12 protein-coding genes are annotated in these 14,499 nt (G+C 63.6%); 5 read left to right on the forward strand and 7 right to left on the reverse strand.

The window, feature by feature from the left end; genetic code table 11:
• Positions 1 to 467 precede the first annotated feature (467 nt).
• Both ACWGS9_RS27545 and ACWGS9_RS27550 read left to right on the forward strand, forming a co-directional pair.
• Complete coding sequence (locus ACWGS9_RS27545) at positions 468 to 890, forward strand: DoxX family protein (protein WP_320217259.1); 423 nt, start codon at positions 468 to 470, stop codon at positions 888 to 890.
• A gap of 189 nt (positions 891 to 1,079) precedes the next feature.
• Positions 1,080 to 1,502, forward strand: a complete 423-nt coding sequence (locus ACWGS9_RS27550; protein WP_454508208.1) for a DoxX family protein — start codon at positions 1,080 to 1,082, stop codon at positions 1,500 to 1,502.
• 4 nt (positions 1,503 to 1,506) lie between these two features.
• On the opposite strand, the gene ppx is transcribed toward ACWGS9_RS27550, so the two are convergent.
• A complete protein-coding gene (ppx, locus tag ACWGS9_RS27555; protein WP_454508209.1) occupies positions 1,507 to 3,042 on the reverse strand; it encodes an exopolyphosphatase in 1,536 nt (511 codons plus the stop codon).
• Positions 3,039 to 5,234 (reverse strand): RNA degradosome polyphosphate kinase, encoded by a 2,196-nt coding sequence (locus ACWGS9_RS27560; protein WP_454508210.1) that lies wholly within the window; start codon positions 5,232 to 5,234, stop codon positions 3,039 to 3,041. The genes ppx and ACWGS9_RS27560 overlap by 4 nt, the downstream gene beginning before the upstream one ends.
• Positions 5,235 to 5,486: 252 nt before the next feature.
• On the opposite strand from ACWGS9_RS27560, the gene ACWGS9_RS27565 reads away from it, so the two are divergent.
• The gene (locus ACWGS9_RS27565) at positions 5,487 to 5,732 is read left to right on the forward strand and encodes a zinc-finger domain-containing protein (RefSeq protein WP_112097842.1); all 246 of its coding nucleotides are present in this window, start codon (positions 5,487 to 5,489) and stop codon (positions 5,730 to 5,732) included.
• Positions 5,733 to 5,761: 29 nt separating this feature from the next.
• Positions 5,762 to 6,994 carry an FAD-dependent monooxygenase gene (locus ACWGS9_RS27570; protein ID WP_454508211.1) on the forward strand — a complete coding sequence of 411 codons (1,233 nt, stop codon included), beginning with the start codon at positions 5,762 to 5,764 and terminating at the stop codon, positions 6,992 to 6,994.
• A 244-nt stretch (positions 6,995 to 7,238) separates the two neighbouring features.
• Here ACWGS9_RS27570 and ACWGS9_RS27575 read toward each other — a convergent pair whose 3' ends face one another.
• The 5 genes from ACWGS9_RS27575 to ACWGS9_RS27595 all read right to left on the reverse strand — a co-directional run bounded on the left by ACWGS9_RS27575 (position 7,239) and on the right by ACWGS9_RS27595 (position 12,572).
• On the reverse strand, positions 7,239 to 7,904 hold the full coding sequence (locus ACWGS9_RS27575; protein ID WP_454508212.1) for a TIGR02117 family protein: 666 nt from the start codon (positions 7,902 to 7,904) through the stop codon (positions 7,239 to 7,241).
• A 348-nt stretch (positions 7,905 to 8,252) separates the two neighbouring features.
• Positions 8,253 to 9,002, reverse strand: a complete 750-nt coding sequence (locus tag ACWGS9_RS27580; RefSeq protein ID WP_371009974.1) for an amino acid ABC transporter ATP-binding protein — start codon at positions 9,000 to 9,002, stop codon at positions 8,253 to 8,255.
• A 129-nt stretch (positions 9,003 to 9,131) separates the two neighbouring features.
• A complete protein-coding gene (locus tag ACWGS9_RS27585; protein WP_454508213.1) occupies positions 9,132 to 10,289 on the reverse strand; it encodes an amino acid ABC transporter permease in 1,158 nt (385 codons plus the stop codon).
• Between the two features lie 4 nt (positions 10,290 to 10,293).
• On the reverse strand, positions 10,294 to 11,481 hold the full coding sequence (locus tag ACWGS9_RS27590; protein ID WP_454508214.1) for an amino acid ABC transporter permease: 1,188 nt from the start codon (positions 11,479 to 11,481) through the stop codon (positions 10,294 to 10,296).
• A 62-nt stretch (positions 11,482 to 11,543) separates the two neighbouring features.
• Positions 11,544 to 12,572 (reverse strand): amino acid ABC transporter substrate-binding protein, encoded by a 1,029-nt coding sequence (locus ACWGS9_RS27595; protein WP_454508215.1) that lies wholly within the window; start codon positions 12,570 to 12,572, stop codon positions 11,544 to 11,546.
• A gap of 481 nt (positions 12,573 to 13,053) precedes the next feature.
• On the opposite strand from ACWGS9_RS27595, the gene ACWGS9_RS27600 reads away from it, so the two are divergent.
• On the forward strand, positions 13,054 to 14,226 hold the full coding sequence (locus ACWGS9_RS27600; RefSeq protein ID WP_454508216.1) for a cystathionine beta-lyase: 1,173 nt from the start codon (positions 13,054 to 13,056) through the stop codon (positions 14,224 to 14,226).
• The last annotated feature ends 273 nt before the right edge of the window (positions 14,227 to 14,499 follow it).

Genomic DNA, 14,499 nt, shown 5'->3' on the forward strand with positions numbered 1-14,499 from the left:
GGGACTGCCGGCTGTGATGGGCCGCAGTCCCGGCCGCCAAACTACCCGATCCTTCTCAAACAATCCCAGGGCGAAGCGGCGTCGCGAAGACCCTGGGATCCATGCCGCGGTCTCGGGCGTGAAGCGCAGGGGAGCAGAACCTGCACCGCGGCGGCTGTTTTGAAGTCACGCAATGGATCCTCGGGTCTGCGCCGCGTCGCTTCGCTCCTTGCTTCGCCCGTGGATGACGAAGTCGCGGGCGTTTCGGCCAATCTCCAAGTCCCAGTCGTTCTGCGTTTCGGAACCAGCGCATTTATCTGGGGGCGAATTTGCTCCCGCGGCCGGATCTGGCGATACGAATTTCGCGCCGATCTCGCCTTCACTGAAACATATAATCTGTGAACAATGTGTCGCCACATAGGTGGCTTTTGGTGAACAGTCTCCATCGTCTATCTGACAGATCATTCAACCCCGTTCGGAGAACCGCCATGTCCATCAACTCTTCCGTCGCCGGCAACGGCACCCAGTCCAACAGCTCCACCACGATCCTGCTCGGCCGCATCCTGCTTGCCGTCATCTTCCTGCTTTCCGGCTTCGGCAAGCTCACCGCCATTTCCGGCACCGCTGCATATTTCGGCGGCCTCGGCCTGCCGCTGCCCACGGTCACCGCCGTTGTCGTCGGCCTGATCGAACTGCTCGGCGGCGTTGCCATCCTCGTCGGCTTCCAGACGCGGATCGCGGCCTGGGTGCTCGCCATCTTCACGATCGCCACCGGGCTGGTCGCCCACACCGGCTGGGCCGACCAGATGCAGATGATCCAGTTCCTCAAGAACCTCGCCATCACCGGCGGCTTCATCCTGCTCGCTTCTTCCGGCGCCGGCGCCTACTCGATCGACGCCAAGCGCGGCTGAAGTTTTTGTCGACGCAATTCCGGACGAAAGGTTACGGCGGAGTCGCCGAACCTAACGCCTCACACTTTTCCTGGAATTGCCTGTTCCTCCCAGACTGCCAACGGAAGCGGCGCGGAATTTTCCGCGCCGCTTTTTCGTTTTTCCATTTGCAGGCGTAGACTGCATCGGCAGACGGCAAGGGAGGTGGCCATGGCCCGCAACGCACTGCTTCTTGTCTCGCGGCTCCTGCTAGCCGCGCTGTTCGTGCCCTCGGGTTTTCAGGCACTCACCAACATCGCCGGCACGACCAGCTATTTCGCTGGCCTCGGCCTGCCGCTGCCGACCTTGGCTGCCTGGGGCACCGGCCTGTTCGAGCTGATTGCCGGATTGCTGATCCTGATCGGCTTGCAGACACGGATCGTGGCGTTGCTGCTTGCCGCCTTCGCGATCGCCGCCGGTTTCATCGGCCATTACGGCCAGGGCGCGGACGATGCCACGCTTGCCTTCCTGCACCAGCAGATGCTGATGAAGGACATCGCTATTGCCGGTGGGTTCCTGGCGCTCGCCATGGCCGGTGCCGGCGCGTGGTCGGCCGATGGGCACGGTTTCGGCATCGGCGCCGAGATTACCTGATCCGTTACTTCACCGACACGCTCGGCCCGCCTTCGACCGCCAGCACAAGGCGGCGGCTGGTGATCCTTGCCAATTGCGCCAGCCGGCCGGCCGGGCGCTCGCCATAGAGGTCGGAAAGCGACGCCGGCAGCACCAGCGCCAGTGCGCCGTTGCCACGGCTTTCCCATTTCAGGCGTGGCATCACGCCCGGCATTGCCGCAGTGAGCAGATAGACGACGCGCATCATGGCCGCGAGCGTGCGGGCGCGTTCCAGAAGGCGCGGCGGCGCCAGCGCCTTGATCTCGGGCGCGATGCCATCGTTGAAGATGCCGTCATGGCGGTAGGCGCTGGCCAGGGCCAGGTAGGTGCGGCCCGGATGGTCGACCCCGATGAAGGAGGCATGAGCGATGATGTTGAGCGACTGCCTGCCGCGATATTCCGGATGCGCGCGCCAGCCGATATCGGCAAGCAGACAGGCGGCATGGCGGTAGCGCGCCTCGTCTTCCGTCTCGTCGATGCCGAAGGCCTTGAAGGCCTTGCCGGTCCATTCGACCAGGTCGTGCGCATGGTGCACCGAGCGCGAGCGCAGCAGCGCCAATTCCTCGGCCGCAGAGATCAGCGGGTCGGCCTTCTGCTCCTCCGCGTCGAGCAGCGAATAGAGAAAGCCTTCGCGCACGCCCTGTGCCGAGACGACGATCTTCGACGGCTGCATCGCCGACATGATCTCCTGCAGCACGACGGCGCCGTAGGGCAGCAGCGAGCGGCGGTTCTTGGAGACGCCCTCGATGCCCCTCACCTTCTCGACCTCGCCCCTGGCCACCTGCTTCAGGAATACCTGCGCGCTGTCGGCCGATATCTCGTAGTGATGCATGACGCCGAGCGGGTAGTTGGTCATCTCCATATGCAGCCTGGCGAGGTTTCGCCAGGTGCCGCCGACAGCGTAGAAGACCCGGCCCTGCCCGCCCTTGAGCAGCTTTGCCCGCGCCAGTTCCTGGCGCGCGATCTTCTGCGCCTGGACAAGCGAGTTCTTGGCCATGTCCTGCAGGCGCAGGCCGCCGAGCGGCAGCGTGATGCCTTCGCCGATCGACTCGCGGTTGATGTCGACCAGCTCAAGGCTGCCGCCGCCAAGGTCGCCGGCGATGCCGTTGGCCGGATGGAAGCCGGAAATGACGCCGAGCGCCGAATAATAAGCCTCCTGGCGACCGGTGAGCACGCGGATCTCGGTTTTCAGCACGTCCTCGGCGCGGTGGATGAAATCGGGGCCGTTGCCCGCCTCCCGCGCGGCGGCGGTGGCCAGCACATACATGTGCTCGGCGCCCGCCTGGTCCGACAGCGCGCGGAACCGCCGGAATTCCTCCATCGAGCGCGTCACCGCCTCTGGGTCGAGCTTGCCCGTCGAAACGATGCCGCGGCCGAGGCCGGCCAGCATCTTTTCATTGAACAGAAGCGTGGGCGAGCGCGCCAGGCCCTCATAGACGACAAGGCGGATCGAGTTCGATCCGATGTCGATGATCGACAGCGGCCGCCGGTCCTGAAGCCGGCCCTGGGAGACTGAAATCACGCGGCGCCGTTCTTCTTGCGGCGTTTGAACTGGGCGATGCGCCTGGGCGCATGCGATTTCAGCGCGTCGCCCCGTCCCGACAGGCTCGGATTGGTCATGAAATATTCCTGCGCGTTGAACGGTTCCTCGCCCTCTTCCAGCACAACGCGCCGGGAGGTGCCGTCAGCCAATACGTCGAAACTTTGCTGATTGTCCATGATGTTGCCCAGCATGATCTGGCCAAGCACCTGTTCATGCACAGTTGGATTGGTGATCGGCACCAGGGTCTCGACGCGGCGGTCGAGATTGCGCGGCATCATGTCGGCGGACGAGATATAGATGATCGCCTCGTCCGACGGCAGGCCGTGGCCGTTGCCGAAGCAGAAGATGCGGCTGTGCTCGAGGAATCGGCCGACGATCGATTTCACCCGAATGTTTTCCGACAGGCCGGGCACCTGTGGCCGCAGGCAGCAGATGCCGCGCACGACGAGGTCGATCTCGACGCCGGCTCGGCTGGCGTCATACAGCGCGTCGATTATGATCGGATCGACCAGCGCGTTCATCTTCATCCAGATACGGGCCGGCCGGCCCTCGCGGGCATGGACGATCTCCTCGGCGATGTGCTTCAGGATGCGCTTGCGTAGCGTGAACGGCGATACGGCAAGGCGCATCTCCTCGGCCGGCTCGGCATAGCCGGTAATGAAGTTGAAAAGCTGCGCGACATCGCGCGCGATCGTCGGATCAGTGGTGAAGAAGGACAGGTCGGTGTAGATGCGTGCGGTGACCGGATGATAGTTGCCGGTGCCGAGATGCACGTAGTTGCGCAGCTTGCCGTCCTCGCGGCGCACCACCAGCGACATCTTGGCGTGGGTCTTCAGCTCGAGAAAGCCGAACACCACCTGCACGCCGGCGCGTTCGAGATCGCGCGCCCAGCGGATGTTGGCTTCCTCGTCGAAGCGCGCCTTGAGCTCGACCAGCGCGGTCACCGACTTGCCGGCCTCGGCCGCGTCGATCAGCGCGCGCACGATCGGGCTGTCGTTCGAGGTGCGGTAGAGTGTCTGCTTGATCGCCACCACTTCGGAATCGGCCGCCGCCTGGCGCAGGAACTGCACCACCACGTCGAAGGATTCGTAAGGGTGATGGACGACGATGTCCTTCTCGCGAATGGCGGCCAGGCAATCGCCGCCGTGCTCGCGGATGCGCTCGGGGAAGCGCGGATTGTAAGGCGTGAACTTCAGGTCGTCGCGCGGAATGGCGACGATCTCGGAGATCTGGTTGAGCGCCAGCGGGCCGGTGAGCACGCTGATGCGGCTCGACGAGACGCCGAGCTCGCCGGCAACGAAGTCGCGCAGTTGGGCCGGCATCAGCGTGTCGAATTCGATGCGGATCACCGAGCCGCGGCGGCGCCGCTTCAGCGCCGTCTCGAACAGGCGCACCAGGTCTTCCGACTCTTCCTCCACCTCGATATCGCTGTCGCGGATGATGCGGAACGTGCCGGAGCCTTTGACCTCGTAGCCCGGGAAAAGCTTGCCGATATACATGCCAACCACTTCCTCCAGCGGGATGAAGCGGACATGGTTCTTGCGGTCGGGCAGACGGATGAAGCGGCGCAGCGCCACCGGCAGGCGCAGCAGCGCGCTCATTTCCTCGCCATTCTTGCGGTGGCGCAGTTGCAGCGCGATCGAAAAGCCGAGATTGGGGATGAACGGGAACGGATGCGCCGGGTCGATCGACAGCGGCGTCAGCACCGGGAAAACCTGTTCCTGGAAATGCTCTTCCAGCCAGGTCTTCTCGTCCTTGGTGAGCGCGTCGCGGGTGATGCTTTCGATGCCTTCCCTGTTGAGCAACGCCATCAGCGCCGACAGGCTCTTCTGCTGGTCTTCCTGCAGGCGCTCGACCTCGCGCAGCAATTGCTCGAGCTGCTGTTCGGGGGTGCGGCCGTCCGGGCTTTTCAGCGCGATGCCTTCGCGCACCTGGCCGGCAAGACCGGCGACGCGGACCATGAAGAACTCGTCGAGATTGGCGGCCGAGATCGACAGGAAGCGGACGCGCTCGAGCAGCGGGTGATGCTCGTTCAGCGATTCTTCCAGCACACGGCGGTTGAATTGCAGCCAGGAGAATTCACGGTTGACGAAACGGTCGGGATTGCCGCTGTCCGGTCTCGCCGCCTCGACGGTGATGAACTCGCTCTGCACAGGTTTCAGTTCGTTCATGGTTTCCCGCTCTTGCCCGCAACCGTCCCCAAGGGGCGCCGCATATTGCCGCTCAACGACGCTCTAACATTTCTTTATGACGCATGATCGTCACGGAATCGCTCCGATGCCGGCCTTGTGCGCTTAACCGGCTCAACTTATCCTCTGCCAGCCTTTTGCGACAGTTTGATTTCATCGATCTTGCAAACTGGCCTGTTATGCTCCAGATGCAGACTGGTCACACCCACTGGCCGAACCCAATTGGAGACGACGATGGCAGGCGGTAGCATTCCCCATTTCCAGAACGATGCCGGCCATCCGGTCATCGAGATCGGCGTCAGGGAATTCATGTGCACCGGCGCCAACCCGCCCTTCGACCATCCGCACGTGTTCCTCGACATGGGCGATGACAATGAAAAGGTCTGCCCCTACTGCTCGACGCTCTACCGTTATTCGCCGTCGCTGAAGGCGACGGAAACGCAGCCGGCCGGCTGCCTCTATGTCGACCAGGCCGCCTGACCCCGCAGATCATGAATGACTGCTAGATCATGACTGAAACACGGTCCCGGCAAATCGTCATCGCCGGGGCTGGTGTCGCCGGGCTGACTGCAGCGCTTGCCTTTTCGGCGCGAGGCTACCCGGTAAAACTGTTCGAGCAGGCAAAACAGCTCGAAGCGGCCGGCGCCGGCCTCCAGCTTTCCCCCAACGCGACCCGCATCCTGCGCCGGCTCGGCGCGCTGGACCACCTGCTGCCCAGTGCGATCCGGCCGGAAGCGGTGGTGCTGAAGGACGCAGGAAGCCTGCGCGAGCTGGCGCGCGTGCCGCTTGGGGAGGCTGGTGAAAGTCGCTGGGGGGCACCCTATCTGGTCGCGCATCGCGCCGACCTGCAGGCGGCACTGATGGCCGCGGCGGCGCAACGCCCCAATATCGAACTTGTCACCGGCGCGCGGCTCACCGGCATTGCCGTCGACCCGCAAAGCGTAACCGTGACCGTCGAGACCGACGGCAAAACCGCGGAGGTCGCATGCGGCCTGCTGGCCGGAGCGGACGGCGTGTGGTCCTCGGTTCGCGCCGAGCTTGCCCGGACGGCCGGCTTTGCGACAAGCCGCTTTTCGGGCGAGCTCGCCTGGCGCGCGACGATCCCGGCGGAAAGCGCCGCCGGGCAGGCCTTTGCACAAATCGCCGCCGCCGACCGCGTCACCACCTTCCTGCATGCCGGCTTCCACATGGTCACCTATCCGGTGAGCAAGGGCACCGCCTTCAACCTGGCAGCCTTCACCAAGGGCGAGCGCATCGCCGAAGGCTGGTCCGGCCATGCCGACCCCGCCATCCTCTCAGGCGCCATGCGAGGCACGGCGGCAACGCTGTCGAGGTTGGTGGCGCTCGCCGGCCCATGGACGGCTTTTCCCATCCACACGGTCGAGCAGCGCCGCTGGACGATGCCGGAGGGCATCGCGCTGATCGGTGACGCCGCGCATGCCATGACGCCGTTCGCGGCGCAGGGCGCGGCCATGGGGATTGAGGACGCCTCGATGCTTGCCGATCTGATCGCCGACTTCCCCGGCGATCCGGCCCAGGGCCTTGCCGTCTGGGAAAATCTTCGGCGACCGCGCGTCGAAAGGGTGCTGAAACGCGGCGCGCTCAATCGGCTGGCCTGGCACGCCTGGGGCCCGGTCGCGATCGCCCGCAACCTGGTGCTGGCGGCTCGACCGGCGGAGAAGCTCGCGGCGGACCTGGACTGGCTGTACGGGTGGGAAGAGCCGAAGGTGGTGCGGCGGTAGGTGCACTCTGAAGTCCGGCTAGCAAATCAGCAAAGCCGGCGGGACAGCACCCCCCTCTGTCCTGCCGGACATCTCCCCCGCAAGGGGGGAGATCAGATGTCGCGACCGCTTTCGCCAACCTTCAACGTCGCAGATCCGGCGAGGCCCAGGGACTGCCAATCTCCCCCCTTGCGGGGGAGATGTCCGGCAGGACAGAGGGGGGTGTGAAGGAATGAGGCGCTCGTAAATTCCTAGAAACGCTCCCTCAATTGTACAGCCTCAACGACCACCCCAGCGATACCGGCAACGGGTTCCACCACCCCGTGCGCAGGCCGGCAACGCGCAAACCTGCCGCCGTCCAGGTGTTGCAGCCAACCAGCGCGTTGAAGTGGCCGTTGGCCTCGTAGAAGCGGTCATAGGTCGAATAGCCGGCGTTCTCGATCACAACCGGGCCGTTCTGCCCCTGCTTGAAACTCGCGGCGATGTAATCGAGGAGCGCGGAAAAATGCGCTTCGTCGATGTCAAAACCGGCGACATCGGGATGTGGCTCCCTGATTGTTCCCCCGACATCGACATGCATTACCGAGGCGTCGATGGTCAGCGCCTTCGCTACCGGCACGGCCTTCAATTGCGACCAGGTCGGCGTCTCCAGATAGAAGGCGCGGCCGCCCCAGCCGAAGACGACGTAGCGCGCCTCCGGCGCATCGATGGGCAGCGCGGCATCGGCCAGGAAGGCGAAGCGGCGGCGCACGCCGTCATCGAGGGGAACCGCGATGTCGGTGTGGATAGGGTTCTTGAGCACCAGGATATGCCGCATCCCCTCGCCTCTCGCGGCGGCAGGCCAGAGCGGACGCGGCACCAGCGTGCCGAGCACGGCGGCCAACGCCACTGCGACAACAAGCGCGGCCAGATATCGTAGCGTTCTTCTCATCGGTCGCGCCGGTTCCGGGGCATTGCAGCCGAGCTGATGGTTTGTTTGGGACTTCAGCCAAAGTTTCCGCCTGAGGCGTCGGGGATAAAGATGAAATCCGGCGCTCATCGCTGCTTCGAGATTGGCGGAAGCCGCTCGTGACTCGTCATCCTCGGGCTTGACCCGAGGATCCATGCCGTGACCTTCGACGTCGAATGCCGCGGCGCAGAATTCTATAACCGTTGCAACGCGTTAACGTCACGGCATGGATCCTAGGGTCTGCGCGCGTCGCTTCGCTCCTTGCTTCGCCCTAGGATGACGAGCACGTGAGCGCTCTCAAGCAGCCTGCGAGTAAACCGTTTCCCCGGCTCAGTGCAGGATCTGCGACAGGAACAGCTTGGTGCGCTCATGGCGAGGATGGTCGAAGAACTCGGCCGGCGTGTTCTGCTCGACGATCTGGCCCTGATCCATGAAGATCACGCGATTGGCGACCTTGCGGGCAAACCCCATCTCGTGGGTGACGCACAGCATGGTCATGCCCTCTTCCGCCAGCCCCACCATCGTCTCCAGCACCTCCTTGATCATTTCCGGATCGAGCGCCGAGGTCGGCTCGTCGAACAGCATGATGCGCGGGTTCATGCACAGCGAGCGCGCGATCGCCACGCGCTGCTGCTGACCGCCGGAGAGCTGGCCAGGGTACTTGTTGGCCTGCTCCGGGATCTTGACGCGCTTGAGGAAATGCATGGCGACTTCCTCGGCCTGCTTCTTCGGCATCTTGCGCACCCAGATCGGCGCCAGCGTGCAGTTCTCCAGGATGGTCAGGTGCGGGAACAGGTTGAAGTGCTGGAACACCATGCCGACCTCGCGGCGCACCTCGTCGATCTTCTTCAGATCGTTGGTGAGCTCCTTGCCGTCGACGATGATCTTGCCCTTCTGGTGCTCCTCAAGCCGGTTGATGCAGCGGATCATCGTCGACTTGCCGGAGCCGGACGGACCGCAGATGACGATGCGCTCGCCGCGCATCACCTTGAGGTTGATGTCCTTCAATACGTGGAACTCGCCATACCATTTGTGCATGCCGACGATGTCGATGGCGACATCGGTGGTGGAGATGTGCATCTTGGCGGCGTTGACCTTGATCTCTTCCGCGCTGACGGCGTTTTCGGTGGCCATGGCAGGTTCCCCTTATCGTTGGATTTGATGCATGTCGTTATCCCAAAACCGCTACACACTTTTGGGCGACATGCATCAGCGTTTGTAGCCGGTGTCGAGCCGGCGTTCGGTGTACATTGAATAGCGCGACATGCCGAAGCAGAACAGCCAGAATACGAAGGCGGCGAAGATCAGCCCGGATTTCGGGGTCTGCGGCGTCGCCCAGTTGGGATCGGCGAAGTTCTGCTTCACCACGCCCAGCAGGTCGAACATCGAGATGATGAGCACCAGGCTGGTATCCTTGAACATGCCGATGAAGGTGTTGACGATGCCCGGGATGACCAGCTTCAGCGCCTGCGGCAGCACGATCAGGCCCATCTTCTGCCAATAGCCGAGGCCGAGCGAGTCGGCGCCCTCATACTGGCCCTTCGGGATGGCCTGCAGGCCGCCGCGGATCACCTCCGCCATATAGGCGGCGGCAAACAGCGAGACACCGATCAGAGCGCGCAGGTATTTGTCGAAACTGACACCCTCGGGGAGGAACAGCGGCAGCATGACGCTGGCGAAAAACAGCACGACGATCAATGGAATGCCGCGCACCGTCTCGATGAAGACGATGCTTAGCATTTTGATAATCGGCATCTTCGAACGCCGACCGAGCGCCAGGACCACGCCGAGCGGCAATGATACGGCGATGCCAACGAAGGAGAGGCTGAGCGTGACGAGGAGCCCACCCCAGCGCGGCGTCTCGACATGCGGCAGGCCGAGCACCCCGCCGACCAACAGGAAGAAGGCGACGATGGGCAGCGCCGCAAAGAGCAGGATGGCGTTCAGCCCCTTGCGCGGCACACGCGGGATGAGCATCGGCACCAGCAGCACCACGAACAGGATGGCGACCACGATCGGCCGCCAACGTTCTTCGACCGGATAGGTGCCGAACATGAACTGGCCGAACTTGGCGTTGACGAAGGCCCAGCAGGCGCCGGTCCAGCCGTCGGGCTGGATGCCGCCTTGCGCGGCGGTGGTGCAGACCGTGCGGTCCGGCCCGGTCCATTGAGCGTTGATGAAAGCCCAGTTGATGACCTGCGGCACGATCCAGAGCACGATGGCGATGCCGAGGATGGTGAGGATAGTGTCGCCGACCGAACCGATCAGGTTCTTGCGCACCCAGGCATAGGCGCCGCGTTCTGCGGCCGGAGCCGGCTGTGCCAGCGCCATCTCGGTGCGCACCCAGGACATGTCGTGTTCCTGCATGGCCCTACCTTTCCACCAGCGCCATTCGGGCGTTGACGACGTTCATGACGGCGGACGTCACGAGGCTCAGCACCAGATAGGCAATCATCATGATGAACACGCCCTCGACCGCCTGTCCCGTCTGGTTGAGAACCGTGCCGGCGGTTGCGGTGAGATCGGGATAGCCGATGGCGATGGCGAGCGAGGAGTTCTTTGTCAGATTGAGATATTGGCTGGTGAGCGGCGGGATGACGATGCGCATCGCCTGAGGCACCACGACCAGTCGCAGGATCGGGCCGGAGCGAAGGCCAAGTGCGGCCGCGGCCTCGGTCTGGCCCTTGCTGACGCCCCTGATGCCGGCGCGCACGATCTCGGCGATGAAGGCGGCCGTGTAGAAAGAGAGCGCCAGAAGGAGCGACAGGAATTCCGGCTTGACCCAGAAGCCGCCGGTCAGGTTGAAGGTCGACTGCTTCGGGAAATCGAAGGTCAGCGGCATGCCGCTGAGCAGGAAGGCGAGCACCGGCAGGCCGACGATGAGAGCGACCGACGTCCAGAAAACCGGGAATTGCTGGCCGGTCGCCCTCTGCCGCTGTCGCGCCCTGTGGGCGACGAACCAGGCCATTGCAATGGCAAGCAGCAATGCGACGCCGATCAACCAGGAGCCGTCACTCCAAACAGCGCGCGGCAAATAGAAACCGCGCTGGTTGAGAAAGGAGCCGAAGGGCAGATGGATGCTCTCGCGCGGCGGCGGCAGCACGGCGAGCACGCCCGAATACCAGAAGAAGATGACCAGCAGCGGCGGGATGTTGCGGAAGATCTCGACATAGACCGTGCAGATCTTGCGGATCAGCCAGTTCTGCGACAGGCGGCCGATGCCGATTGTGAAGCCCACGATCGTGGCAAGCACGATGCCGGCGACGGCAACGATGATCGTGTTGAGCAGACCGACGACCAGTGCGCGCAAATAGGTCGAGTCGGACGTGTAGGCGATCGGCGTGTCGGAGATGTCGAAGCCGGCCCTGCTCTTGAGGAAACCGAAGCCTGAAGCGATGTGCAGGCGCTGGAGGTTCTCGATGACGTTGTGGACGATCCACCAGATCGAGCTGAACAGGAGGATCACGACCAGCGTTTGAAAGAACAGGCCGCGTATTCTCGGGTCGTTGATGAAGGAGCCTCGGGTCGGCTCCTCGCGAATGATTTCCTGCGAAGCCATGGACCGTCCCCTGGAAAGAGAAACCGGGAGGCAGACGACCTGCCTCCCGGATCACGTTTCAATCAGCGGATCGGCGGACCGTATTGCAGGCCGCCCTTGGTCCACAGCGCGTTGATGCCGCGCGCGATCTTGAGCGGGCTGCCCGAGCCGACATTGCGCTCGAACATTTCACCGTAGTTGCCGACCGCCTTGACGATGTTGACAACAAAATCGTTGGAGAGGCCTAGATCGGCGCCGTACTTGCCATCGGGTTCGGTGCCGAGGATGCGCTGGATGTTCGGGTCGGCGGACGTCTTCATCTCATCGACATTCGCCTGCGTGATGCCGGCTTCCTCGGCGTTGAGCAGCGCGAAATACGTCCAGCGCGCGATATGCGCCCACTGGTCGTCGCCCTGGCGCACGGCCGGGCCGAGCGGCTCCTTGGAAATGATCTCGGGCAGCACGACATGGTCGGCCGGCGCGGAGAGCGTCAAGCGGATGCCATAGAGGCCGGACTGGTCGGTGGTGTAAGCGTCGCAGCGGCCCGCGTCATAGGCGGCGTTGACCTCTTCCAGCTTCTCGAACACGACGGGGTTGTATTCCATCTTGTTCTTCTTGAAGTAGTCGGCGAGGTTGAGCTCGGTCGTGGTGCCGCTCTGCACGCAGACGGCGGCGCCCGAAAGCTGCAGCGCGGAGTTCACGCCCGGCAGCTTCTTGGCGTTGATCATGAAGCCCTGGCCGTCATAGTAGGTGACGCCGACAAAATCGAGGCCGAGCGCGCTGTCGCGGTTGCTCGTCCAGGTGGTGTTGCGCGACAGGATGTCGATTTCGCCCGACTGCAGGGCGGTGAAACGCTCCTTGGCGCTGAGCGGCGTGAACTTGACCTTGGAGCCATCACCGAAGACGGCGGCCGCAACGGCGCGGCAGAAATCCGCGTCGATGCCCTTCCAGTCACCCTTGTCGTCCGGCGCCGAGAAGCCGGCGAGGCCGGTGGAGACGCCGCACTGGATAAAGCCCTTCTGCTTCACGGTATCGAGCGTGCCGGCCGAAGCGGCGGACGCCATGAACCCGAGCGCGGCGGCGCCAAGGATGCCGATTGCAATGTGTTTCATGACCCACAGACCCTTTTCTGTTACTATAGGCGCCCCTTCTGCCAGGCGACGCTTGATCTTTTTTCGTTTGTGAATCCCACTCTAAGGCCCACTCCCGGACTCGCATCGGTTGCCGATGCGCTGCCTCCCATTCACGAAGCGCATCGAAGGCGATTATTCCCGTGAGGTCAAGGGAAATGACCGAATTGCGACAGGTTTGAAAAGCAATTGCCGCAAATGCCTGAATTGCGGACAAGAGCACCATGAAACCGGCAGGCCGTGCGAACAAATCAGTCAAGTTGCGTCGTCGCGAAGCCATGGCTGGGCGGCGCAATCCGCTTCGGCAATAGCGGTGCTTTGTTGGGCGCGTACGCCGTTGGATTGGCCCAGCGGAAGACCCGCTTTTGGCGGACCTGGCGCGGTTGCGCCGGCTTTGCCGCCGCTTTATGGCTGGTCTTCTGACATCATTCGACCCCTTACTTGAATTGGCTGGCGACGAACCATGGCTAAAGACGGCATCGAAATGGGCATCAACACGCGGCTTGCCCATTCCGGCAACAATCCCCGCGACTATTTCGGCTTCGTCAATCCGCCGGTCGTGCATGCCTCGACCGTGCTCTATCCCGACGCCGCGTCGATGGCCGCGCGCACGCAGAAATACACCTATGGCACACGCGGCACGCCGACGATGGATGCGCTGACGCTCGCCGTCGATTCGCTGGAAGGTTCGGCCGGCACCATCGCGGTGCCTTCGGGGCTGGCGGCGGTGACGGTGCCGCTCCTGACCTTCCTTGGCGCGGGCGATCACCTGTTGATCGTCGACAGCGTCTACCACCCGACGCGCCACTTCGCCGATACGATGCTGAAGCGGCTCGGCGTCGAGGTCGAATATTACGAGCCGCGCATCGGCGCCGGCATCCAATCGCTGATCAAGCCCAACACCAAGGTGGTGTTCACCGAATCACCGGGATCGAACACCTATGAGGTGCAGGACATCCCGGCGATCGCCAAGGCCGCGCGTGCCGCAGGCGCCATCGTGATGATGGACAACACCTGGGCGACGCCGCTCTATTTCAAGCCCCTCGACCATGGTGTCGACATCTCGATCCATGCGGCGACGAAATATCCGGCCGGCCATTCGGACGTGCTGCTCGGCATGGTGTCGGCCAACGAGATCTATTGGAAGCAGCTCTACGAGGGCTTCTGCACGCTCGGCTGCTGTTCGGGACCCGACGATATCTACCAAGTGCTGCGCGGCCTGCGCACGATGGGGGTGCGGCTCGAGCACCACCGCAAGAGCGCGCTCGATATCGCGCGCTGGCTGGAGGCGCAGCCGGGCGTCGCACAGGTGCTGCATCCGGCGCTGGAAAGCCATCCCGACCATGCGCTCTGGAAGCGCGATTTCTGCGGCTCCAGCGGCATCTTCTCGATCGTGCTCAACGGCGGCGGGCAGAAAGCGCAGCATGCCTTCCTCGACGCGCTCAAGATCTTCGGCCTCGGCTATTCCTGGGGCGGCTATGAGAGCCTCGCCGTTCCGGTCTCTCTCGGCGACCGCACCATAGCCAAAGGCGCCTATGCCGGCTCGCTGATCCGCCTGCAGATCGGGCTGGAGGATGTCGAGGATCTCAGGGCCGACATCCTTTGCGGGCTCGCCGCGGCCGCGACCGCCGGATGACAGGCCGGATCGGCAGGCGCCGGCGGCCGCAGACAAGCCTCCGCTTAAGGAATAGCATAGCCACGCAACCAGCTCGGGACCCTTTTGTCGGCAGGCACATCCAATCGCGGATGTAACAGCTGCCGGGAGATCGGCAGGCCGCCGGCGGCACGTGCTGCGCGGCTCGCCGCGCAATAATATTCTCTCTGGCTGCGAATATACGGATTGGTTTGGCTTCCAAATCCGGGGCCTCAGCGGCATTGCGAGCAGCGCAATTCCACCTATTCGATCCAG

Source organism: Mesorhizobium sp. Arg314 (assembly GCF_053714275.1).

What these genes read in the sequence shown, in the direction of transcription:
- ACWGS9_RS27580 (WP_371009974.1), bottom strand. Translation starts at nt 9,002, where the DNA reads ATGCACATCTCCACCACCGATGTCGCCATCGACATCGTCGGCATGCAC.
- ACWGS9_RS27550 (WP_454508208.1), top strand. Translation starts at nt 1,080, where the DNA reads ATGGCCCGCAACGCACTGCTTCTTGTCTCGCGGCTCCTGCTAGCCGCG.
- ACWGS9_RS27575 (WP_454508212.1), bottom strand. Translation starts at nt 7,904, where the DNA reads ATGAGAAGAACGCTACGATATCTGGCCGCGCTTGTTGTCGCAGTGGCG.
- ACWGS9_RS27560 (WP_454508210.1), bottom strand. Translation starts at nt 5,234, where the DNA reads ATGAACGAACTGAAACCTGTGCAGAGCGAGTTCATCACCGTCGAGGCG.
- ACWGS9_RS27595 (WP_454508215.1), bottom strand. Translation starts at nt 12,572, where the DNA reads ATGAAACACATTGCAATCGGCATCCTTGGCGCCGCCGCGCTCGGGTTC.
- ACWGS9_RS27545 (WP_320217259.1), top strand. Translation starts at nt 468, where the DNA reads ATGTCCATCAACTCTTCCGTCGCCGGCAACGGCACCCAGTCCAACAGC.
- ACWGS9_RS27600 (WP_454508216.1), top strand. Translation starts at nt 13,054, where the DNA reads ATGGCTAAAGACGGCATCGAAATGGGCATCAACACGCGGCTTGCCCAT.
- ACWGS9_RS27570 (WP_454508211.1), top strand. Translation starts at nt 5,762, where the DNA reads ATGACTGAAACACGGTCCCGGCAAATCGTCATCGCCGGGGCTGGTGTC.
- ACWGS9_RS27590 (WP_454508214.1), bottom strand. Translation starts at nt 11,481, where the DNA reads ATGGCTTCGCAGGAAATCATTCGCGAGGAGCCGACCCGAGGCTCCTTC.
- ACWGS9_RS27565 (WP_112097842.1), top strand. Translation starts at nt 5,487, where the DNA reads ATGGCAGGCGGTAGCATTCCCCATTTCCAGAACGATGCCGGCCATCCG.
- ACWGS9_RS27585 (WP_454508213.1), bottom strand. Translation starts at nt 10,289, where the DNA reads ATGCAGGAACACGACATGTCCTGGGTGCGCACCGAGATGGCGCTGGCA.